This is a genomic window from Streptomyces sp. NPDC051217 (assembly GCF_044455465.1).
Taxonomy (GTDB): Bacteria; Actinomycetota; Actinomycetes; order Streptomycetales; family Streptomycetaceae; genus Streptomyces.
Genome location: NZ_JBITEV010000009.1, coordinates 251,040 through 270,483 on the forward strand (window position 1 = coordinate 251,040; position 19,444 = coordinate 270,483).

A 19,444-nucleotide genomic window follows, 5' to 3' on the forward strand; every position below is an offset into this window, starting at 1 on the left:
TCAGTTCTCCTTCGTGTCCGCACCGGTCAGGAACCGGAGCGGATTGCGCCGTGTCATCAGATCGATCAGGTCCTCGTCCACACCGGCCGCGCGCACCCGGGGGAGGAAGGACCGGAAGAGATGTCCGTACCCCTGACCGCCCTCCGAGCGGAGATAGGCGTGCCGAGAGATGTCGCAGCTGAGCAGTACGCGGTCGGCGTGGCCGGCCTCCAGCAGTGCAAGCAGGAGGCGCAGCCGCACCGTGTCGCTCTGGTAGCTCTCCTTGCCGACGGTGTCGAAGGCGACGTAGGCCCCGCCGGCCGCCAGCTCACGGTGCACCGTCGGGGCGTCGAGCAGGTCCTGGTGGCCCAGCGAGATCCGGTGTGGGGCGAGCCCCGCACCGGTGAGCAGCTCCAACTGGGCGAGCCCGCCACGGCCCAGCTGCGCATGGGTGGCGACCGACAGGCCCGTGGCGACCGCGGCGTGCGCCGAAGCCAGCAGGGCGCGGGTCTCCGGCTCGGTCGGAGAGTCGCCGTGGCTGCCGATCTCGCCGATTACGCCGGGGCGGACTCCGGTGTCGCCGAAACCGTCGTCGATCTCCCCTACGAGGGTCGCGGTCAGCTCCTCGACGCTCGCCCCGTCGAGCTCCGCCGGGTGGAACGGCTCGTAGTACCAGCCCGTGGCGGCCACCACCGGCACTCCCGTCGCCGCGGAGATCCGGGCGAGGGCCCCAGGATCGCGGCCCATGCCGCGGCACGTCAGCTCGACGACCAGGCCGAGGCCGTACTCCTCGCGCAGGGCCGCCAGTTCCGTGACGACGGCGGGCCCGTGCTGGTCCGAGTCGAGAACCGCCGCGCCCTCCCCGGCGCGGTCGAGATCGAGCACCAGGTGTTCGTGGGCGAGTACGGGGCCGCGTACGGCGGAGGCGGGCAACGGTCCGCCGACGGTGCGCAGCCGGCGGGGCCGTACGACGCCGGTGTGGGGGTGCTGCATGGTGCGAGGGCCTTCCTGTGTCGTGCGTGTTCGCCGCGGCGAGTCCGGGAGGTGTCCACCTATCCCTTGATCGGCGTGAACAGATCCAGCCAGTAGAGGATGTTCAGCAGCACGCCGCCGACGATGACCGCGGCGGGCGCCGCCGCCATCCGCACCACGGGGCGGCCCATCGACTCGTTGAGCAGGTACAGCCCGCCGACGATGAGGATGCCGAGGCCCCCTCCCATGACGTTGGCGGCCATCAGCGAACCGAAGAGGATCGCGAGCCCCAGCGCGTCGCCGATCGCGCTGCGCAGGTGCTCGGAGGAGTCACGCACGCTCGGCAGCTTCCCGAGCACCCTGCCGATGGCCGAGAGCGCCAGCACCTCGATCGCGAAGACCGCCGCGCCGACGACAGCGGCGAGGAAGGGGTTCGGCATCAGGTAGCCGATGGGGTAGACGAAGGTGAAGCCCGCGATGCCGTACGCGCCGGAGGCGAGCGCGGTCGTCGCGATCAGCGGTACGAAGCCGAACGCCCGGTAGAAGTCAACCTGGGCGGCCTCTGAATAGTCGCCCTTGGCGATGAGGAAGCTCGTCGCCTCGCCGCCGCCGAACACATGCGCCTGGGCCAGCACACAGACGCCCGCCCCGAGCAGCATGAACAGTGGCAGGTAGCGGCGCAGCCGCAGTGCGCTCGCGCTGAAGAGCGAGGCCATCGGATCGTCCGCGTCGTCCGCCGCCCCGTTCTTGCCCCCGTCCTTCTCCGCTTTCTCAGCCGGGAGCGACTCGCCCGCCGCCACCGCCTTCGCGGCCTCCGCCCGCTCCAACTTCCGCTGTGTCAGGTCCTTGTTGATCGCGAAGCCGATGAGCGTCAGTACGCCGACGGCCATCGCGATTGAGCCGGGGAAGACGTCGGGCCAGACCTTCATCGTCATCACGACGAGCGCCAGCTCCACGACTGCGGCTATCCCGCCCCGTAGCCGCCCGAACTGCTTGGTGATGGCGAGCACCGGAAAGAGCGTGAACAGGAACAGGATCGGCGTCGACATCTGCTGGAGCGCGGTCAGGAAGTCGACGGGGAGGTCGTGCGCGAGGCTGTTGGCCCCGTTGAGACCGAACACGACCACGGCGCCCCACGCGCCGCCGAGCAGCGGCGCGATCCACTTCTTGGGCGACAGGATGCCCAGGATGTCGGTGGGCAGGAAGACCAGCCACGGGTTGAGCACGCCGGTGGACAGCGCCATCGGGGCGCCGAGACCGAAGATGAAGCCGGCGGAGAGACCGAAGGACACGGCGGTGGTGGCGTTGCGCGTGGACCGCCCCTGTATGAAGTCGAGCATGAAGGGCCGCACACCGTCGTTGAAGACGGCCAGTGCCATGTGGGAGATGAACGCGGTCAGCGCACACAGCGCTATCACCGTCAGTTGCTGTGCCAGCGAGAAGTCGAGGTTCGTCGAACTCGCTGCGAGGACGCTGTTCACGGGATTTCACTCCTCAGTGCCCGGCGGGGGACTGACCCGGCGCGGGGTCTTACGAGGTCTGTCGAGCCCTTGCGGGTTCGTACGGGGCCGTCAGCCGCGCGCGGCGATGGCACGGGCCATGAGCGGGGCGATCACGTCGATCTGGTCGATGGCGAAGCCGAAGACCTTCTTGCCTTCCGCCAGCAGGGCGTTCACCTCGTCCTGCGTGGGGACGGAGCGGCCGAAGGTGTGGCAGGTGGGTTTGCCGAGCAGGCCGACGAGTACGCCGAGGGAGGCGCCGGCGCCGGTGTGGCAGGTTCCGAGGTAGTAGTCGGCCTGGCCGCCGCGGAGCTTCATCGCGGCGTCCATGTCGTTGGAGGCCACGATCTCGATGCCGTCGAGGCCGAGCTTCTTGACGGTGTCCGTGACCTCGGCCTTGCCGACGCCACCGGTGAGGATCTTCGTCATGGCTGGTTCCTTCTCATGTCTCGTGGCGTGGGGGCGAGTTCTGGTCGAGCAGGGCGAGATGCAGTCCGAGAAAGTTGATTTCGGAGTCGGGAAGGGGGGCGCCGAGTTCCGAGGCCGCGCGCGCGGAGACGGCGCGCGCCCGTGCCACCGCGTCCGGGTGTCCGGCGAGCTCTGCGGTGATCTCGGAGTCGGTGGGGAATTCCTCGATCGACTCGCCGTCGAGCAGCCTGGTAAGAGCCATCATGAGATGGCTCGTGAGTGTGCCGGCTGTCTCTTCGGTCACAGTGCGGCCCTCGGCGGCCAGGGCGGCCAGCTCGGTCGTCACGAACGCGGCGGCCTCGGGCCTGACTTGGCCGCCCTCGCGGAACAGCTGGATGCGCAGAGCGAGCTGGTCGTCCATGGTGGGTCCCTTCTCCTTCGATACGACAGTAACCAGGATTTTGGATTTTGAGCAGAGGTCCGGCTTCCTCTTTTTCTCCCGGTGTGGTGCCGGTGGGGGCCCCGCCCGCACCGTCGGGGCGGGCGGGGCGGGCGGGGCGGTCAGTACGACGGGGCGCGCTCACCCCGCAGCACCTCGGCCTGGCAGTCGGTGATGACGGACAGGTCGAGGGAGTCGCGAACGGCGCCGAGCGCCTTCGCCCCCTCGGTCCTGCCGATGATCGCGGCGCTCGAGTTGCGCAGCGACAGATCGCGGGTCACCTCGTCGCCCAGCGGCAGCACGTGCACGCCGGCGCCGAGCCGGTCCTGTACCTCGTCGAGATTCCACAGCGTCGCGTCGACGTGGTCGTGCGCGAACAGGTCGCGCAGCTGCATGTACGACGCCTCGACCCACCGGATGTCGGAGCGTCCGGCGAAGACGCGCTCCGCCAGCATCCGCTGGTCCTCGGAGGCGTGGTCGACTGCCACGCGCAGTCCTTCGGTCTCCAGGTTCGCGCCGTGCCGCAGCAGCAGCCCGTGCGCCCCGACGTAGGTCGCGGGTCCGAGGTCCGCGACCAGTTCGACGGGGCGCTCCTCGATCAGCCGGTCGGCGGCGAAGCGCGAGAGGACCACCAGGTCGACCTTGCCTTCGATCAGAGCGGTGGTACGGGCCCCGGCGCCGCGCATGAATGTGATCGCGAAGGGTGCCCCGGCCTGCTCGAACGCCGCGCGCAGTCCGGTGGCCAGACCCTCGTAACGGTGCGAGTACGGCAGCGGCATCGCCGCCAGGAGCGTGCCGAGCCCCGAGAGCCGCCAGAGGACCGAGCGGTCGGAATCGACGAGGAACGTACCGAGGTGACCGCGCGCGATCGTACGGATCGCGCCCGCCGTCTCCAGAAGCTGAAGCGCGGCCTGGACGGTGCCGTTGCCGACGCCCAGCTCTTCGGCGAAGTCGCGGACACGGGGCAGGCGGGTGTCCGGCTCATGGTTGATCAGCAGGGCGGCGAGCTGCTGGGCGGCGAGGCCGTTGCGGGTCAGGAAGCGTTCGTCGAAGCCGGTCACAGAAGGGACAGTAACCAGGATTCTGGATACTGACAAGGGTGTCCTAAGAAGGTCTTCCGTGGGTGATTGCCCGCTTTCTACGGAGGCCGCCGCGCGGGACTGCTTGCACTCGGCCGCGCCGCTGCCGCGTTTCAGCGGCGGCGGCGCGGCGTACTCAAGCCCGTCGCGTCCTCAGTGCGCGGTACGGGTCAGGGCGTGCGCGCGATCAGGTAACGGAAGACGTTCGGCATCCACACGGTGCCGTCGCGCCGTACATGCGGGTGGAGCGCCTCCGTTATCTCCTTCTCCACCTGAGACTGATCCGTCGCCCGCACCGCCGCGTCGAACACACCCGTCGACAGCAGCCCGCGCAGCGCGCTCTCCATCCCCGCGTAGCCGAACGGGCAGGACACGCGCCCCGAACCGTCGGGCTTCAGCCCCGCCCGCGCCGCCACGTTCTCCAGGTCGTCCCTGAGCGGTGGACGGTAGCCGCCTCCCTTGCGCAGCCGTTCCGTCAGCCGCCCCGCGACCCGCAGGACGCCGGACGTCGCGCAGCGCTCCGGCGGGCCCCAGCCGGCGAGCACCACGGGGGTGCCGCGGCCCGCCATGGGCAGCGCCTCCGCCAGGGCGGGTCCGAGCCCGTCCGAATCATCGCCGGCGACACCGATGGGCTGGAACGCCGTGATCACGTCGTAGACAGGGCGCTCCGCCTCCATGACGGCGGTCGCGCCGCCCGTCAGCACGCGCGCCCGGCTCCGGCCGCCGTACTTCCTCGACGGGCCGGTCACGGACCTTCCCGGCGCTCCGGTCCCCCCGGACGCCGCGGACGAGTTCGCGTACGCCGCCACGGGGCGCTCGTCGGGGACGAGCCGCTCACGGGCCAGCGCGACACGTTCCTGGTCGGCGTCCACACCGGTGACTTCGGCGCCCCGGGCGGTGGCGATCAGCAGCGCCAGCCCCGAGCCGCAGCCGAGGCCCAGCAGCCGTGTGCCGGGGCCGACTTCCAGACGCTCGTACACCGCCTCGTAGAGAGGCACCAGCATGCGTTCCTGGATTTCGGCCCAGTCGCGGGCGCGCCCGCAACCCTCCTTGGAAGGGTTTGCCGAGGCGGCATGCACCTGCTGTTGGTGCTGCTGGACGAGCGTACGAGTCATGGATAGCGCCCCAATCCGGCGAGAGGTCCTGGTGCCCTGATTGACAGCCCCCGTGTACGTGCGCGCCTTCGTCCCCCGTATGCCAGGGAACTCCGCATCTGTGCCCGCGTCCAGTGGTTCGCGGGCAATCCTTGTGTGCTCCGGTAGTGCGCCCCGGCGCACGGACAATCGCTCTCACCGGACGTTGTCGGCCTACGCTGCGAGCCTGGTCCGAATCGCCCCTGGCCGCGCCCCGTGGGTGGCTGCGGCGAGGCCACCGTGGGGGCGCACGGAGCCCGTACGGGCAAGGCGGAACGGCTTACGAGGGCCCTGGGCGGGCATCCGTGGAGACTGAGCCGAAAGGGTGAGGCCGCCGGGGCGGGATCGGCCAACTCCCCACCATCCGCGCCGGTATCGGACGAATCCGCTCGACCTGCCCCGACCGGGGCCGATGCCGCGGGTCGGTGGCGCGCCCGTTAATGTCGTTCGTGTGGGCCCCGTGCGGTTACGGAGGCCCGAGCGGCGAGGGCATCGGACCGGCCGCCAGGACGGTGGTCCCGGAGCGTGTCTCGATCGGGTGTACGTATTTCTCGTACACGTACAGACGTAGCCCGTACTACGTACCGCCTTGTGGCGAGAAGCGAGCCTTCTCCGCAGATCTACGCACCCGCCCTCGTCAGGACGCATCAATGGCAACTGACGGGTACGTGCAAAATATTTGGGATGCCCCGGAATGGAACCCGGGAGGGCCCCGGCTCGTTGTTCACGACGTGAGCACGACACCACCTGTTCTCGCCGCAGAGCTGGCGCAGGCGTGGGCCGAGATTCAGCGGCACCACACCGAGCTGCCGGATCTTGCCGCGCCAGAGTCCCTGATCGGAGAATCGTCGTCCGCCTGCGGCGCCGAGCTCTCCTTCGAGCGACTGCTTCACGAGGCAGTCCATGGCATCGCCGCCGCCCGGGGTGTCCGCGACACCTCCCGAGCCGGCCGCTACCACAACCGCCGATTCCTCGCGATCGCCGAGGAGTTGGGCCTGGACCATTCCGAGGAGCCGCATCCCAGCAGCGGTTTCTCCCTGGTATCGCTCAACCCCGAGGCGAGACGGCGCTATCGGCCCACCATCGAAAGGCTCCAGCGCGCCCTCGCGGCGCACACGGTCGCGACGACGTCCGACACCGAGCGCAGCTTCCGCGGTCCCGCCGCGCGGCACGGCTCGTCGGGCGGCGGGGTTCGAGTGAAGGCGGTCTGCGACTGCGGGCGCAACGTGCGCGTGGTCCCGTCGGTCCTCGCCCAGGCCCCGATCGTCTGCGGCGGCTGTGGCAAGCCGTTCCGCATTCCGGAAGTGGTCGCCGCTGCGAGCTGAGCACCTCCGTCACCTGCCCGGCCGCGGAGTCCGGCCCTCGCTCGCCCGCCGGCACCGGAGCCGCACCGTTCAGGAGCGGGCCGCTCCGGTCGGGCGGGGCGCGGCGCGCCTGAGGCGTGTGGCACAATGGCCAGCTGTACTCGACAGTCGCACAGGACCCCTCTCTCCTCCGGCTGACGCGTCCATCGGGCACACGAGTACCGCAACCCCACGCGGCATGTCGATGTGCCCAACCACGTCAAGATCCAGGAGAGACCACTTCCGTGGCAGTCAAGATCAAGCTGAAGCGTCTGGGCAAGATCCGTTCGCCTCACTACCGCATCATCGTCGCCGACTCCCGTACTCGCCGTGACGGCCGGGCCATCGAGGAGATCGGCCTGTACCACCCGGTGCAGAACCCGTCGCGTATCGAGGTCGACTCGGACCGCGCGCGTTACTGGCTGTCCGTCGGCGCCCAGCCGACCGAGCCGGTCCTCGCGATCCTCAAGCTCACGGGCGACTGGCAGGCGCACAAGGGCCTGCCCGCTCCGGCGCCGCTGCTCCAGCCGGAGCCGAAGGCCGACAAGCGTGCCCTCTTCGAGGCCCTCACCAAGGACGGCGACGAGCCCAAGGGTGATGCCATCACCCCCAAGGCGAAGAAGGCCGACAAGAAGGCGGACGACGCCGACGCCGCTTCGGCGCCCGCCGCTGAGCCGACCGAGGCCTGAGCATGCTCGAGGAGGCTCTCGAGCACCTCGTGAAGGGCATCGTCGACAACCCGGACGATGTGCAGGTCGCCTCGCGCACCCTACGCCGTGGCCGTGTGCTCGAGGTACGGGTCCATCCCGACGACCTCGGTAAGGTGATCGGCCGCAACGGCCGCACCGCACGCGCTTTGCGCACCGTCGTGGGCGCGATCGGCGGCCGTGGTATCCGTGTCGATCTCGTCGACGTGGATCAGGTCCGCTGACAGAGTTGTGAACCGGCACGGGCCGGGGAGGGCCATGGCCCTCCCCGGTCTTTGTCGTCTTCGTGGCGCCGCAGAAGCCGCAAGTAGTCGTAGAAGCTGGAGAACAGGGACGTGTGCAAGTGCAGTTGGTAGTCGCGCGGGTCGGCCGTGCCCACGGCATCAAGGGCGAGGTCACCGTCGAGGTACGTACGGACGAGCCCGAGCTGCGGCTCGGCCCCGGAGCCGTACTGGACACCGAACCGGCCTCCGCGGGCCCCCTGACGATCGAGACCGGCCGGGTGCACAGCGGCAGGCTGCTGCTGCGCTTCGCCGGGGTGAGCGACCGTACGGGCGCGGAGGCGCTGCGCAACACCCTGCTCATCGCCGAGGTGGACCCGCAGGACATGCCGGAGGACCCGGACGAGTACTACGACCACCAGCTCATGGACCTGGACGTCGTCCTGGCGGACGGTACCGAGGTCGGCCGGATCACCGAGATCACGCACCTGCCGTCGCAGGACCTGTTCATCGTGGAGCGGCCCGACGGCACGGAAGTCATGATCCCCTTCGTCGAGGAGATCGTGACCGAGATCGATCTGGAAGAGCAGAGGGCTGTGATCGACCCGCCGCCGGGCCTCATCGACAACAACGCGGTCGTCGCCGGCGCCACCGACGGCGATGCCGACGACGCTGGTGACGCCGCCGGCCCCGACGGTGCGGCCAAGGGTGATCCGTCATGACGCACGCCCCCACCCTGCGGGCGGACGTGATCACGATCTTCCCGGAGTATCTCGAACCGCTGAACGTCTCCCTCGTCGGCAAGGCACGCGCGCGTGGCCGCCTCGACGTCCATGTCCACGACCTCCGCGCCTGGACGTACGACCGGCACAACACGGTCGACGACACCCCGTACGGCGGCGGCCCCGGAATGGTCATGAAGACCGACCCCTGGGGCGAGGCCCTCGACGAGACGATCGCGAACGGTTACGAGGCGGGTGCGCACCACCCCGTCCTGGTCGTTCCCATGCCCAGCGGCCGCCCCTTCACCCAGGAACTCGCCGTCGGGCTCTCCGAGCGGCCCTGGCTGCTCTTCGCGCCGGCCAGGTACGAGGGGATCGACCGCCGCGTCGTCGACGAGTACGCGACGCGGATGCCGGTGTACGAGGTCTCCATCGGTGACTACGTCCTGGCGGGCGGCGAGGCGGCCGTACTGGTCATCATGGAGGCGGTCGCACGGCTGTTGCCCGGCGTCCTGGGCAACGTGGAGTCCCATCGTGACGACTCGTTCGCCCCCGGAGCCATGGCCGACCTGCTGGAAGGCCCGGTCTACACGAAGCCTCCGGAATGGCGCGGGCGAGCAATTCCGGACATTCTGCTCAGCGGTCACCACAGCAAGATCGCGCGGTGGCGGCGGGACGAGGCTCTCCGCCGTACGGCCCTCAACAGGCCCGACATGATCGAGCGTTGTGACGCCGCCGCCTTCGACAAGAAGGACCGCGAAATGCTCTCCATCATGGGCTGGGCACCGGAGCCCGGTGGCCGATTTTGGCGCAGGCCCGAGGCCGTGGAAGAATGAGCCGCTGCCGTACGTCCGGTGCGCGCCCCTGCCACAGGGGGAACGACGCCCGCCCGACGCGAACGGCGCTCCGAACTTTCCTTTCGACATTCCGTTGATGACCTGTGGCATCAGCGAGGAAGCAGACCATCATGGCTCACTTGCTCGACACCGTGGACGCGGCGTCGCTCCGCAGCGATCTCCCCGCCTTCCGCCCCGGCGACACCGTGAACGTCCACGTACGTGTCATCGAGGGCAATCGCTCCCGTATCCAGCAGTTCAAGGGCGTCGTCATCCGCCGGCAGGGCTCGGGTGTCCGTGAGACCTTCACGGTCCGCAAGGTCTCCTTCTCCGTCGGCGTCGAGCGCACCTTCCCGGTGCACAGCCCGATCTTTGAGAAGATCGAGCTCGTGAGCCGTGGTGACGTACGTCGTGCCAAGCTCTACTACCTCCGTGAGCTGCGCGGCAAGGCTGCGAAGATCAAGGAGAAGCGCGACAACTGAGCCGAGGCTCGAACTCGCGCACGGTTCCACAGGGCGGCCGGATAAGCTCTGGGCCCGATGGACACCGAACCACAGCAGATGGAGCGCGGCCCTTCTTCCACACCCGCCACAGGGGAGGAAGAGGGGTCGCGCTCCGTGCGTATGCCGGGCCTCCCGGGATTTCTGCGGGCCGTGTCGTGGCGCCGGGCCGCGGTGCTGGGCGTACTCGGTACGGCCTCTCTCCTGCTGTTCAGCGCCTTCGTCGTGCAGCCGTTCCTGATCCCCAGCGGCTCCATGGAGCCGGGTCTCCAGGTCGGAGACAGGGTGCTTGTCAACAAGTTGGCGTACCGTTTCGGTACCGAGCCGCGGCGCGGTGATGTGGTCGTCTTCGACGGCACCGGGTCGTTCGTCCAGGAGCCGGCGCGGGAGAACCCCGTCACGGGGCTGGCGCACGGGGCGGCCTCGGCCCTCGGTCTCGCCGAGCCCGCCGAGACCGATTTCGTGAAGCGCGTGATCGGCGTGGGGGGCGACCGGGTGGTCTGCTGCGACGAGGGGGGCAAGGTCGAGGTGAACGGCCGAGCGATCGACGAGCGGTACCTGTACTTCGGCGACGCGCCGTCCAGCGCGCCCTTCGACATCGTCGTACCCTCCGGCACCCTGTGGGTGATGGGTGACCACCGCAGCAACTCCCGCGACTCACGTGACCACTTGGGCGAGCCCGGGGGTGGCACGGTGCCCGTCGACAAGGTCATCGGGCGGGTGGACTGGATCGGCTGGCCGGCGGGCCGCTGGGACTCGCTGGAGGGCACCGACGCCTTCAGGGACGTACGAGGCCCGGACGGCGCCCATGGGTAACCGAGGACGGCCCGGGGGCCACCGGTCCGACACCCGGCTGCCGACGGGCACCAGACCCACCACAGGACGCGCCCTGCCGGGGCGCGCCGAGCGGCGCAGGCTCGCCCGCAAGGTGAAACGGCGCCGTCGCCGCTCGGCGATGACGGAGATCCCGCTCCTGATCACCGTGGCGCTGCTGATCGCGCTCGTACTCAAGACCTTCCTCGTCCAGGCCTTCGTGATCCCCTCCGGCTCCATGGAGCAGACGATCCGGATCGACGACCGGGTGCTGGTGGACAAGCTGACGCCCTGGTTCGGCTCCCGCCCCCAGCGCGGCGACGTCGTCGTGTTCAAGGACCCCGGTGGCTGGCTCCAGGAGGAGACGACGCCGCCCCCGGACGACCCGGTCGTCATCAAGCAGGTCAAGCAGGCCCTCACCTTCATCGGACTGCTGCCGTCCGCCGACGAGCAGGACCTGATCAAGCGCGTCGTCGCCGTGGGCGGCGACACCGTGAAGTGCTGCGACCAGGACGGGCGCGTCGTCGTCAACGGCGTACCGCTGACGGAGCCGTACCTGAATCCCGGCAACCCGCCGTCGAAGCTCGACTTCGAGGTGAAGGTGCCGACGGGGCGGATCTTCGTGATGGGCGACCACCGGTCGAACTCGGCCGACTCGCGCTTCCATCTCGACGAGGAGTTCCGGGGGACCGTCTCGGAGGACGGGGTCGTCGGACGGGCCGTCGTCATCGCCTGGCCGCTGGGCCACTGGCGGCGGCTGGAGGAGCCGGACACGTACGCCTCCGTACCGGACCCGCGCGCCGCACCGACCACGGCGCTCCGCCCGTCGAATAGTGTGTCCTATCAGGATCCGAACGGAATGATCCTGCTCCCGACCCCTGCGGAACTCCCGCTCGTTATGGGAGTAGTGGGCCTGCTCCGTCTCCGGAGCGGGCAGTTGCACGGAGTGAGGAGTGGATGTGGGGGATTTGGCCGTCGGCGCACGATCCGGACACGGTGAGCCCGAGGACAGGCCCGAGCAGCTTGCCGAGCCTTCCGTCGGTTCTGCCGGTTCCGCCGCGGAGACCCCATCCGCAGGCGTGTCCGCAGACATGCGGGACCAGGTGGGGGAGGGGCCGTACGGCGACCCCGACGACCCCGGCGATGACGGGGCCACGGGCGTGAGGAAGCAGCGCTCGTTCTGGAAGGAACTGCCTCTGCTGATCGGTATCGCGCTGCTGCTCGCACTGCTGATCAAGACCTTCCTGGTGCAGGCGTTCTCGATCCCCTCGGACTCGATGCAGGACACCCTGCAGCGTGGTGACCGTGTGCTCGTGGACAAGCTCACGCCGTGGTTCGGCGCGGAGCCCGAGCGCGGCGAGGTCGTGGTCTTCCACGACCCGGGCGGCTGGCTCGACAGCACGCAGGCCCCCGAGCCGAACGTGGCGCAGAAATTCCTCAGCTTCATCGGCCTCATGCCGTCGTCCGAGGAGAAGGACCTCATCAAGAGGGTCATCGCGGTCGGCGGCGACACGGTGGAGTGCAAGAAGGGCGGCAGCGTCCAGGTCAACGGGAAGGCGCTCGACGAGAAGTCGTACATCTTCCCTGGAAACACGGCCTGTGACGACGAGCCGTTCGGGCCGATCAAGGTGCCCGACGGCCGGATCTGGGTGATGGGCGATCACCGGCAGAATTCGCTCGACTCCCGCTACCACCAAGAGCTGCCCGGTCACGGCACCGTCTCCACCGACGAGGTCGTCGGCCGCGCGATCGTCATCGCCTGGCCGCTCAACCGGCTGTCGACGCTGCCCGTGCCCGACACCTTCGACCAGTCGGGCCTCGGCGCGGCGTCCGCGGTGGCGACGGGGGCTCCGGCCGTGCTCGGTGTCGCCGGCGCCGTACCGTTGGTGTTCTGGCGCAGGCGGAGGCTGACCGGCGGCCGTACCGCCGGGTAGGGTGCCGTCCCAGATCGCCGATCCGGCGGTGGTGATTCTCCGGGACGGGGGACGGCTGGGATGAGCGGAACAGGACGTACGAACGGCGGCCACGGCCGCCTCGGCAGTCTGCTGTCGGGGCTGGCCGTGGCCGCCGGCTGTGTGCTCTTCCTCGGCGGATTCGTCTGGGGAGCGGTGGAGTACCAGCCGTACACCGTGCCGACGGACTCGATGGACCCCACGGTGAAGGCCGGTGACCGCGTCCTCGCGCAGCGGATATCCGGCGACGACGTGCGACGGGGCGATGTCGTGGTCTTCAACGACGCGCAGTGGGGCGACATGCCGATGGTGAAGCGGGTCGTCGGCGTCGGGGGCGACAAGGTCGCCTGCTGCGACGCCGAGGGGCGCCTGACCGTCAACGGGAAATCGATCGACGAACCGTACGTCCAGAAGATGCCGGGCGGGCTCGCGTCGACCACCGGCTTCGGGGCGAGGGTCCCGAAGGGGCAACTGTTCCTCCTCGGTGACGAACGCAGCGGGTCGCTGGACTCACGGGTGCACCTCCAGGACCAGGGTCAGGGGTCTGTGCCCAGTTCGACGGTGACGGCGCGGATCGACGCCGTGGCGTGGCCGCTGGGCGACCTGATCGAGCGCCCGGACGGTTTCGCGGCGCTGCCCGGCGGGGTGTCGAAGCCGGGACCGGTGATGCTGGTGGTGGGCTCGGCGGTCCTCGGGGCGCTGCTGATCCTGGGCGGCGCGGCCTATGGGCCGGTCGCACGGCGGCTGGGCAGGCCGCGGCGTACGGGGCCGACGGGGCGGACCGACGGAGAGGTGTCGACCGGTGTCCGGTGACGGGCTGCGGAAGGTCTCACGGGTCGTGCTGCTCGACCCGGACGACCGCATTCTGCTGATGCGCGGGTACGAGCCGGGCGACCCGACGGACGACTGGTGGTTCACGCCCGGTGGCGGCCTGGAGGGCGACGAGACGCGGCAGGAGGCCGCGCTGCGCGAGCTGGCCGAGGAGACGGGCATCACAGAGGTCGAGCTCGGGCCGGTTCTCTGGCGGCGTACCTGCTCCTTCCCGTTCGACGGGCGGCGCTGGGACCAGGACGAGTGGTACTTCCTGGCACGTACGGCACAGACCGAGACCAGCGTTGAGGGGTTGACGGAGCTGGAGCGGCGCAGTGTCGCGGAGCTGAGGTGGTGGACCTCCGCCGAACTGTCGACGGCGCGTGAGACGGTGTATCCGACCAGGCTCGCCGGGCTGCTGCGCACGCTGCTCGACGAGGGTCCTCCGGGTGCACCGGTGGTTCTCGCCTCTGAAACCGTCTAGGGGCGCATGGGGCCGGAGCACAATAGGGGGACGTACGGCTGAAGGGGAACATGCCATGAGCGCCGAGGACCTCGAGAAGTACGAGACCGAGATGGAGCTGAAGCTCTACCGGGAGTACCGCGATGTCGTCGGTCTTTTCAAATACGTGATCGAGACCGAACGACGCTTCTATCTCACCAACGACTACGAGATGCAGGTGCACTCCGTGCAGGGCGAGGTCTTCTTCGAGGTCTCGATGGCGGACGCGTGGGTCTGGGACATGTACCGGCCGGCGAGATTCGTCAAGCAGGTGAGAGTGCTCACGTTCAAGGACGTGAATATCGAGGAGCTGAACAAGAGCGACTTGGAGCTGCCGAGCGGCTGAAGGGGCTGACGGGGCCGACGGGGTGACCGCTGTAGGCGGCTGATGCCTGTGGTGCCTGTGGTGCGGGCGGTGGGAGTGGCACGAGGGGTGTCGGCGGTGTGGGTGGTTGGGTGTGGACTGGGGTGGTTGGGGTTTCCGTGGCTCCTGCGGCGTGTGTGATTCCTGGTGCGCTGGTGGGTGACGGAGTTATCCACAATCGGTGAGTTGTCCACCAAGATCCACTCGCTACTGGTTTTCGTCCCAGAGTCGGTGCCGGAGGTGGTGCCGACATGAACGCGACGGGGGCACTCGGGCGGTACGGCGAAGGACTGGCCGCTCGGCGGCTGGCGGCGGCCGGGATGACCGTGCTGGACCGCAACTGGCGGTGCGGCAGGACGGGCGAGATCGACATCGTGGCCCGCGACGGGGACGTGCTGGTCGTCTGTGAGGTGAAGACCCGCCGTGGAGGCTCGTTCGAGCACCCGATGGCGGCGGTGACCCCCGTGAAGGTGGACCGTCTGAGGCGCCTCGCGGCCTGCTGGCTTGATGCGTTCGGTGGGCCGCCCTCTGGCGGCGTTCGTATCGACCTGATCGGGGTGGTGCTGCCCAGGCGCGGCGCTCCCGTGGTCGAACACGCCCGGGGGGTGGCCTGATGGGATTCGCACGTGCGTGTTCGGTGGCGCTGGTCGGCGTCGAGGGCGTCGTGGTGGAGGTCCAGGCGGATCTCGAACCGGGCGTGGCGGCCTTCACCCTGGTCGGGCTTCCCGACAAGAGCCTCTCGGAGAGCCGCGACAGGGTCAGGGCCGCCGTCGTGAATTCGGGTGCGGAATGGCCACAGAAGAAGCTCACAGTGGGGCTCAGCCCGGCCTCCGTACCCAAAAGTGGGTCCGGTTTTGATCTTGCTGTCGCAGTGTCCGTGCTGGGGGCGGCCGAGCGTATCGAGCCACGCGCCATCGCCGATCTGGTCCTGATCGGGGAGCTGGGGCTCGACGGCAGGGTCCGTCCGGTACGAGGCATCCTTCCGGCCGTCCTCGCGGCTGCCGAGGCCGGCTACCACCAAGTGGTCGTGCCGGAACAGACAGCGGGCGAGGCGTCACTGGTGCCAGGAGTCTCAGTCCTCGGCGTACGGAGCCTGCGCCAGCTCATCGCCGTCCTGACGGGCGAACCGGTGCCCGACGAGCCGACGGTCACCGAGGAAGGCCGCCCGGATCCCATGCTCGCCGGTTTGATGGTGCCCGGCGCCGGGGTGGGCACAGGGCTGGCCCCCGGCTTCGGGCAGCGGGACGCGCACTGCCCGGACCTCGCTGATGTGGCCGGACAACAGGGAGCGCGTACGGCTCTTGAGGTCGCCGCGGCTGGCGGACACCACCTGCTCCTGCAAGGCCCGCCCGGAGCGGGCAAGACGATGCTTGCGGAGCGACTGCCGGCACTGCTGCCGCCGCTGGCGAGGCAGGAGTCCGTCGAGGTCACCGCGGTGCACTCGGTCGCCGGCATCCTGCCGCCCGGCGAACCGCTCGTACGTACGGCGCCGTACTGCGCCCCGCACCACTCGGCGACCATGCAGTCCCTCGTCGGAGGCGGCAACGGGCTGGCGAGGCCGGGGGCGGTGTCCCTCGCGCACAAGGGCGTGCTGTTCCTGGACGAGGCGCCGGAATTCTCCGGCAAGGCTCTCGACGCGCTGCGCCAGCCCCTCGAATCGGGGCAGGTGGTCATCGCGCGCAGCGCCGGAGTCGTACGGCTGCCCGCCCGTTTCCTGATGGTCCTCGCCGCCAACCCGTGCCCCTGCGGGCGGCACACCCTGCACGGTGCCGGGTGCGAGTGCCCTCCTTCGGCGATCCGCCGCTACCAGTCGCGTCTGTCGGGTCCTCTGCTCGACAGGGTCGACCTACGGGTGGAGGTCCAGCCGGTGCACCGCGCCGATCTCATGGGCCGGGGCGGCCGAGGGGAGACTACGGCGGTCGTCGCCGGGCGGATCGTGGAGGCCCGGCTGCGGTCGGCGGAACGGCTGGCGGGGACGCCATGGACGGTCAACAGCGAAGTGCCCGGTCACGAACTGCGTACCCGGTGGGTCACCGCGCCCGGGGCGCTCGACGCGGCCGAGCGTGACCTCGAACGGGGCCTGCTCACGGCGCGCGGCCTGGACCGGGTGCTGCGGGTCGCATGGACAGTCGCGGACCTCGCCGGACGGGACCGTCCGGACGGACGTGACGTCGGCCTGGCGCTGGAGCTGCGCACCGGCATCGGACGAGGCGCCGGGGCCACGGTCGGAGGGATCTCATGACCGCCGGAGCCGGAGCCGATGCCGATGCCGACGAGCGACTGGCGCGGGCCGCCCTCACACGCGTGATCGAGCCGGGCGACGAGAACGGCGGGCGGTGGCTGCGCAAGTACGGCGCCCGAGGGTTGATGCACCTCCTCACCTCGTCCGAGGGGACCGATGTCGAAGCCTTGGGCGAGATCGGTCCACGTCGAATCAGCGGCCTTCGGGCACGCGCGGCGGCGGCAGCCCCGGAACGGGATCTGTCCGCCGTCGCGAGGATCGGCGGCCGGTTCGTCTGCCCCGGCGACCAGGAATGGCCGACCCAGCTCGACGACCTGGGCACCTCGCGCCCCATCGGCCTGTGGGTACGCGGCAAGCCCGACCTGAGGCTCTGGGCCCTGCGTTCCGTAGCCGTCGTGGGAGCCAGGGCCTGCACGCCGTACGGGGCGCACATGGCGGCGAGCCTCGCATCGGGTCTGGCCGAGCGGGGCTGGGTGGTGACGTCAGGTGCGGCGTACGGAGTCGACGGAGCCGCCCACCGGGGCGCACTCGCGGTCGACGGCGCAACCGTCGCCGTCCTCGCCTGTGGCGTCGACGTGGTCTATCCGCCGGGACACGCGGAACTGGTACGCCGCATCGCCGCGCAAGGCCTTGTCCTGGGAGAGCTGGCACCCGGCGATCATCCGACCCGCAGCAGGTTCGTCCTGCGCAACCGCGTGATCGCCGCACTCACCCGCGGGACGGTCGTGGTGGAAGCTGAGTACCGCAGCGGTTCGCTGGTCACCGCCCGCAGCGCGCAGCGGCTCGGGCGGTTCACCATGGGAGTGCCCGGTCCGGCGACGAGTGGGCTCTCCGCCGGGGTGCACGAACTGCTGCGCGGCGAAGGCGTGCTGGTCACGGACGCCGCCGAAGTGGCCGAGCTGGTGGGGCACATGGGCGACCTCGCACCCGCCCGGCGTGGTCCCGTCCTGGCCAGGGATCTCCTCGATCCCCTCGGCAGGCGGATCCTCGACGCGCTGCCCGCGCGTGGCGCCGTCGGCGGGCGGGACATCGCGAGGGAGGCCGCGACGACGGCCGACGAGGCTCTCGCCAAGCTGTACGAACTTCACTCCCTCGGGTTCGTCGAACGGCACGGCGACCTCTGGCAGTTGACGCCGCCCACGACACGCGACGGCGGTGCGCGGCGAGCCGGTCCTTGACCTGGGGCATTCGGGTGAAAAGGTGAGGCAGATGACCATCGCAGTTCTCCCGGCGGCGCGACAGGCGCCGATACGCGTGGTGTCGGCGCCCGATCGCGAAGTCCCGGCGGTGACCGACAGGGCCTGTCCGGACAGGCGCCGGCTCAGCCTCCTCGCGCACCGCGACCGGACTGTCACGCTACGCTCACCAGGAATTCGGCCCAGACATACCTCCCCTCACTTCACGGCAGAACGGCTCAAGGCGACGAATGCCCCAGCACACCTCCGGGTCCGACCGTGCGGCGGCGTCCCCCGTGGGGCCCCCCGCGGCCCGCGGCGAAGTGCGACCCTCCGCCCCCTCGGCACTCGACACCTTGTGGCGGTCGTACAAGACCACGGGTAACGAGCGGCTGCGTGAGCAGTTGATCCTGCACTACTCGCCGCTGGTGAAGTACGTCGCCGGCCGGGTGAGTGTGGGACTGCCGTCCAACGTCGAACAGGCGGACTTCGTCTCCTCCGGGGTCTTCGGGCTCATCGACGCGATCGAGAAGTTCGACATCGAGCGGTCGATCAAGTTCGAGACCTACGCGATCACACGGATCCGCGGCGCGATGATCGACGAACTCCGCGCGCTGGACTGGATCCCGCGCTCCGTACGGCAGAAGGCCAGGGCCGTCGAGCGGGCGTACGCGACCCTGGAGGCGCAGCTGCGCCGTACCCCGTCGGAGGCGGAGGTGGCCGCCGAGATGGGCATCGCGGTGGAGGAACTGCACGCCGTCTTCAGCCAGTTGTCGCTCGCCAACGTCGTGGCGCTGGAAGAGCTTCTGCATGTCGGCGGGGAGGGCGGCGACAGGCTCAGCTTGATGGACACGCTGGAGGACACGGCCGCCGACAACCCCGTCGAGGTCGCCGAGGACCGCGAGCTGCGACGCCTGCTGGCCCGCGCCATCAACACCCTTCCCGAGCGGGAGAAGACCGTCGTCACCCTCTATTACTACGAGGGGCTCACGCTGGCGGAGATCGGCAACGTCCTCGGCGTCACCGAGAGCCGCGTCAGTCAGATCCACACCAAGTCCGTGCTCCAGCTCCGCGCCAAACTGGCCGACGCGGGGCGCTGAATCGTCCCTGCCCCACCTGCGCGAGCGGCCTCCGCCGTACAGTGGGCATGTGCCCAGGATTCGAGCGGCCTCCGTGGCCGAGCACCGGACCATGCAGCGCGGCGCCCTGCTGGACGCCGCACGCTCCCTCCTGTCCGAAGGCGGTACGGAGGCGTTGACCTTCCCCGCCCTCGCCGAACGCACTGGTCTCGCCAGGTCATCGGTCTACGAGTACTTCCGCTCGCGCGCGGCCGTCGTCGAGGAACTCTGCGCCGTCGACTTTCCCGTCTGGGCCGCCGAGATCGAATTCGCGATGGCGGAGGCGCTGACCCCCGAGACCAAGATCGAAGCTTATGTGCGCAGGCAGTTGAGCCTCGTGGGCGACCGCCGTCACCGCGCGGTGGTCGCCATCTCCGCGAGTGAACTCGACGCGGGCGCCCGGGAGAAGATCCGGGCGGCGCACGGCGGACTCATCGCGATGATCGTCGACGCCCTCTCGGAACTGGGCCACGAGGAGCCGAGGCTGGCCGCGATGCTGCTCCAGGGTGTTGTGGACGCCGCTGTGCGGCGGATCGAGTTGGGCGCGGCCGAGGACCCCGTGGTGATCGCCGAGGCGGCGGTGTCCATGGTGCTCCAAGGCGTACGCGGTACCTGACTCCCGTACGACTC

Annotated in this window: 23 protein-coding genes; 17 read left to right on the forward strand and 6 right to left on the reverse strand. The window is 69.9% G+C overall.

Annotated elements, in window-relative coordinates; translation table 11 throughout:
* The 6 genes from ACIBBB_RS21745 to ACIBBB_RS21770 form a co-directional block, all read right to left on the reverse strand.
* Positions 1-972: a phosphotriesterase gene (locus ACIBBB_RS21745; protein ID WP_398984344.1), complete on the reverse strand. Its 972-nt coding sequence runs from the start codon at positions 970-972 to the stop codon at positions 1-3.
* Positions 973-1,031: 59 nt separating this feature from the next.
* Positions 1,032-2,432 (reverse strand): YhfT family protein, encoded by a 1,401-nt coding sequence (locus tag ACIBBB_RS21750; RefSeq protein WP_398984346.1) that lies wholly within the window; start codon positions 2,430-2,432, stop codon positions 1,032-1,034.
* A 90-nt stretch (positions 2,433-2,522) separates the two neighbouring features.
* On the reverse strand, positions 2,523-2,879 hold the full coding sequence (locus ACIBBB_RS21755) for a DUF2620 domain-containing protein (protein WP_398984348.1): 357 nt from the start codon (positions 2,877-2,879) through the stop codon (positions 2,523-2,525).
* 13 nt (positions 2,880-2,892) lie between these two features.
* Positions 2,893-3,279 (reverse strand): transcriptional antiterminator, encoded by a 387-nt coding sequence (locus ACIBBB_RS21760; RefSeq protein ID WP_398984350.1) that lies wholly within the window; start codon positions 3,277-3,279, stop codon positions 2,893-2,895.
* Between the two features lie 140 nt (positions 3,280-3,419).
* A complete protein-coding gene (gene yhfZ, locus ACIBBB_RS21765) occupies positions 3,420-4,358 on the reverse strand; it encodes a GntR family transcriptional regulator YhfZ (RefSeq protein ID WP_398984351.1) in 939 nt (312 codons plus the stop codon).
* Positions 4,359-4,546: 188 nt separating this feature from the next.
* The gene (locus ACIBBB_RS21770; protein ID WP_398984353.1) at positions 4,547-5,491 is read right to left on the reverse strand and encodes a methyltransferase domain-containing protein; all 945 of its coding nucleotides are present in this window, start codon (positions 5,489-5,491) and stop codon (positions 4,547-4,549) included.
* Positions 5,492-6,240: 749 nt separating this feature from the next.
* Here ACIBBB_RS21770 and ACIBBB_RS21775 point away from each other — a divergent pair.
* From ACIBBB_RS21775 to ACIBBB_RS21855, 17 genes are all read left to right on the forward strand, one after another.
* On the forward strand, positions 6,241-6,834 hold the full coding sequence (locus ACIBBB_RS21775) for a hypothetical protein (protein WP_147878267.1): 594 nt from the start codon (positions 6,241-6,243) through the stop codon (positions 6,832-6,834).
* Between the two features lie 263 nt (positions 6,835-7,097).
* Entirely contained in the window at positions 7,098-7,541 is a 444-nt protein-coding gene (gene rpsP / locus ACIBBB_RS21780; protein WP_398984355.1) for a 30S ribosomal protein S16, read from the forward strand.
* Between the two features lie 2 nt (positions 7,542-7,543).
* Entirely contained in the window at positions 7,544-7,783 is a 240-nt protein-coding gene (locus tag ACIBBB_RS21785; protein ID WP_003980229.1) for an RNA-binding protein, read from the forward strand.
* A gap of 119 nt (positions 7,784-7,902) precedes the next feature.
* The gene (rimM, locus tag ACIBBB_RS21790) at positions 7,903-8,502 is read left to right on the forward strand and encodes a ribosome maturation factor RimM (RefSeq protein ID WP_398984357.1); all 600 of its coding nucleotides are present in this window, start codon (positions 7,903-7,905) and stop codon (positions 8,500-8,502) included.
* A gap of 14 nt (positions 8,503-8,516) precedes the next feature.
* Positions 8,517-9,338 carry a tRNA (guanosine(37)-N1)-methyltransferase TrmD gene (trmD, locus tag ACIBBB_RS21795; protein ID WP_398984460.1) on the forward strand — a complete coding sequence of 274 codons (822 nt, stop codon included), beginning with the start codon at positions 8,517-8,519 and terminating at the stop codon, positions 9,336-9,338.
* 131 nt (positions 9,339-9,469) lie between these two features.
* Positions 9,470-9,820, forward strand: a complete 351-nt coding sequence (gene rplS, locus ACIBBB_RS21800) for a 50S ribosomal protein L19 (protein WP_023538359.1) — start codon at positions 9,470-9,472, stop codon at positions 9,818-9,820.
* 57 nt (positions 9,821-9,877) lie between these two features.
* Positions 9,878-10,654: a signal peptidase I gene (lepB, locus tag ACIBBB_RS21805; RefSeq protein WP_398984360.1), complete on the forward strand. Its 777-nt coding sequence runs from the start codon at positions 9,878-9,880 to the stop codon at positions 10,652-10,654.
* Positions 10,647-11,651: a signal peptidase I gene (gene lepB, locus ACIBBB_RS21810; RefSeq protein WP_398984362.1), complete on the forward strand. Its 1,005-nt coding sequence runs from the start codon at positions 10,647-10,649 to the stop codon at positions 11,649-11,651. The genes lepB (ACIBBB_RS21805) and lepB (ACIBBB_RS21810) overlap by 8 nt, the downstream gene beginning before the upstream one ends.
* Positions 11,620-12,585, forward strand: coding sequence for a signal peptidase I (gene lepB / locus ACIBBB_RS21815; protein ID WP_398984462.1), 966 nt, complete (start codon positions 11,620-11,622; stop codon positions 12,583-12,585). Before lepB (ACIBBB_RS21810) ends, lepB (ACIBBB_RS21815) begins: the two co-directional genes overlap by 32 nt.
* 60 nt (positions 12,586-12,645) lie before the next feature.
* The gene (lepB, locus tag ACIBBB_RS21820; protein WP_398984364.1) at positions 12,646-13,416 is read left to right on the forward strand and encodes a signal peptidase I; all 771 of its coding nucleotides are present in this window, start codon (positions 12,646-12,648) and stop codon (positions 13,414-13,416) included.
* Positions 13,406-13,897, forward strand: coding sequence for an NUDIX hydrolase (locus ACIBBB_RS21825; protein WP_398984366.1), 492 nt, complete (start codon positions 13,406-13,408; stop codon positions 13,895-13,897). The genes lepB (ACIBBB_RS21820) and ACIBBB_RS21825 overlap by 11 nt, the downstream gene beginning before the upstream one ends.
* Positions 13,898-13,952: 55 nt before the next feature.
* Positions 13,953-14,261, forward strand: a complete 309-nt coding sequence (locus tag ACIBBB_RS21830) for a DUF2469 domain-containing protein (RefSeq protein WP_003993268.1) — start codon at positions 13,953-13,955, stop codon at positions 14,259-14,261.
* 269 nt (positions 14,262-14,530) lie between these two features.
* Positions 14,531-14,893, forward strand: a complete 363-nt coding sequence (locus tag ACIBBB_RS21835) for a YraN family protein (RefSeq protein WP_398984368.1) — start codon at positions 14,531-14,533, stop codon at positions 14,891-14,893.
* Positions 14,893-16,521: a YifB family Mg chelatase-like AAA ATPase gene (locus ACIBBB_RS21840; protein WP_398984370.1), complete on the forward strand. Its 1,629-nt coding sequence runs from the start codon at positions 14,893-14,895 to the stop codon at positions 16,519-16,521. Before ACIBBB_RS21835 ends, ACIBBB_RS21840 begins: the two co-directional genes overlap by 1 nt.
* A complete protein-coding gene (dprA, locus tag ACIBBB_RS21845; RefSeq protein WP_398984372.1) occupies positions 16,518-17,699 on the forward strand; it encodes a DNA-processing protein DprA in 1,182 nt (393 codons plus the stop codon). Before ACIBBB_RS21840 ends, dprA begins: the two co-directional genes overlap by 4 nt.
* 248 nt (positions 17,700-17,947) lie before the next feature.
* The gene (gene whiG, locus ACIBBB_RS21850; RefSeq protein WP_329380928.1) at positions 17,948-18,796 is read left to right on the forward strand and encodes an RNA polymerase sigma factor WhiG; all 849 of its coding nucleotides are present in this window, start codon (positions 17,948-17,950) and stop codon (positions 18,794-18,796) included.
* Between the two features lie 73 nt (positions 18,797-18,869).
* Positions 18,870-19,430, forward strand: a complete 561-nt coding sequence (locus ACIBBB_RS21855; RefSeq protein ID WP_398984464.1) for a TetR/AcrR family transcriptional regulator — start codon at positions 18,870-18,872, stop codon at positions 19,428-19,430.
* The last annotated feature ends 14 nt before the right edge of the window (positions 19,431-19,444 follow it).

Bases quoted from the DNA above. Each gene is read 5' to 3' on its own strand.
- lepB (WP_398984360.1), top strand. From the start codon at position 9,878: ATGGACACCGAACCACAGCAGATGGAGCGCGGCCCTTCTTCCACACCC.
- ACIBBB_RS21840 (WP_398984370.1), top strand. From the start codon at position 14,893: ATGGGATTCGCACGTGCGTGTTCGGTGGCGCTGGTCGGCGTCGAGGGC.
- ACIBBB_RS21835 (WP_398984368.1), top strand. From the start codon at position 14,531: ATGAACGCGACGGGGGCACTCGGGCGGTACGGCGAAGGACTGGCCGCT.
- ACIBBB_RS21830 (WP_003993268.1), top strand. From the start codon at position 13,953: ATGAGCGCCGAGGACCTCGAGAAGTACGAGACCGAGATGGAGCTGAAG.
- whiG (WP_329380928.1), top strand. From the start codon at position 17,948: ATGCCCCAGCACACCTCCGGGTCCGACCGTGCGGCGGCGTCCCCCGTG.
- rplS (WP_023538359.1), top strand. From the start codon at position 9,470: ATGGCTCACTTGCTCGACACCGTGGACGCGGCGTCGCTCCGCAGCGAT.
- ACIBBB_RS21745 (WP_398984344.1), bottom strand. From the start codon at position 972: ATGCAGCACCCCCACACCGGCGTCGTACGGCCCCGCCGGCTGCGCACC.
- dprA (WP_398984372.1), top strand. From the start codon at position 16,518: ATGACCGCCGGAGCCGGAGCCGATGCCGATGCCGACGAGCGACTGGCG.
- lepB (WP_398984364.1), top strand. From the start codon at position 12,646: ATGAGCGGAACAGGACGTACGAACGGCGGCCACGGCCGCCTCGGCAGT.
- ACIBBB_RS21755 (WP_398984348.1), bottom strand. From the start codon at position 2,879: ATGACGAAGATCCTCACCGGTGGCGTCGGCAAGGCCGAGGTCACGGAC.
- ACIBBB_RS21785 (WP_003980229.1), top strand. From the start codon at position 7,544: ATGCTCGAGGAGGCTCTCGAGCACCTCGTGAAGGGCATCGTCGACAAC.
- ACIBBB_RS21770 (WP_398984353.1), bottom strand. From the start codon at position 5,491: ATGACTCGTACGCTCGTCCAGCAGCACCAACAGCAGGTGCATGCCGCC.
- lepB (WP_398984362.1), top strand. From the start codon at position 10,647: ATGGGTAACCGAGGACGGCCCGGGGGCCACCGGTCCGACACCCGGCTG.
- ACIBBB_RS21760 (WP_398984350.1), bottom strand. From the start codon at position 3,279: ATGGACGACCAGCTCGCTCTGCGCATCCAGCTGTTCCGCGAGGGCGGC.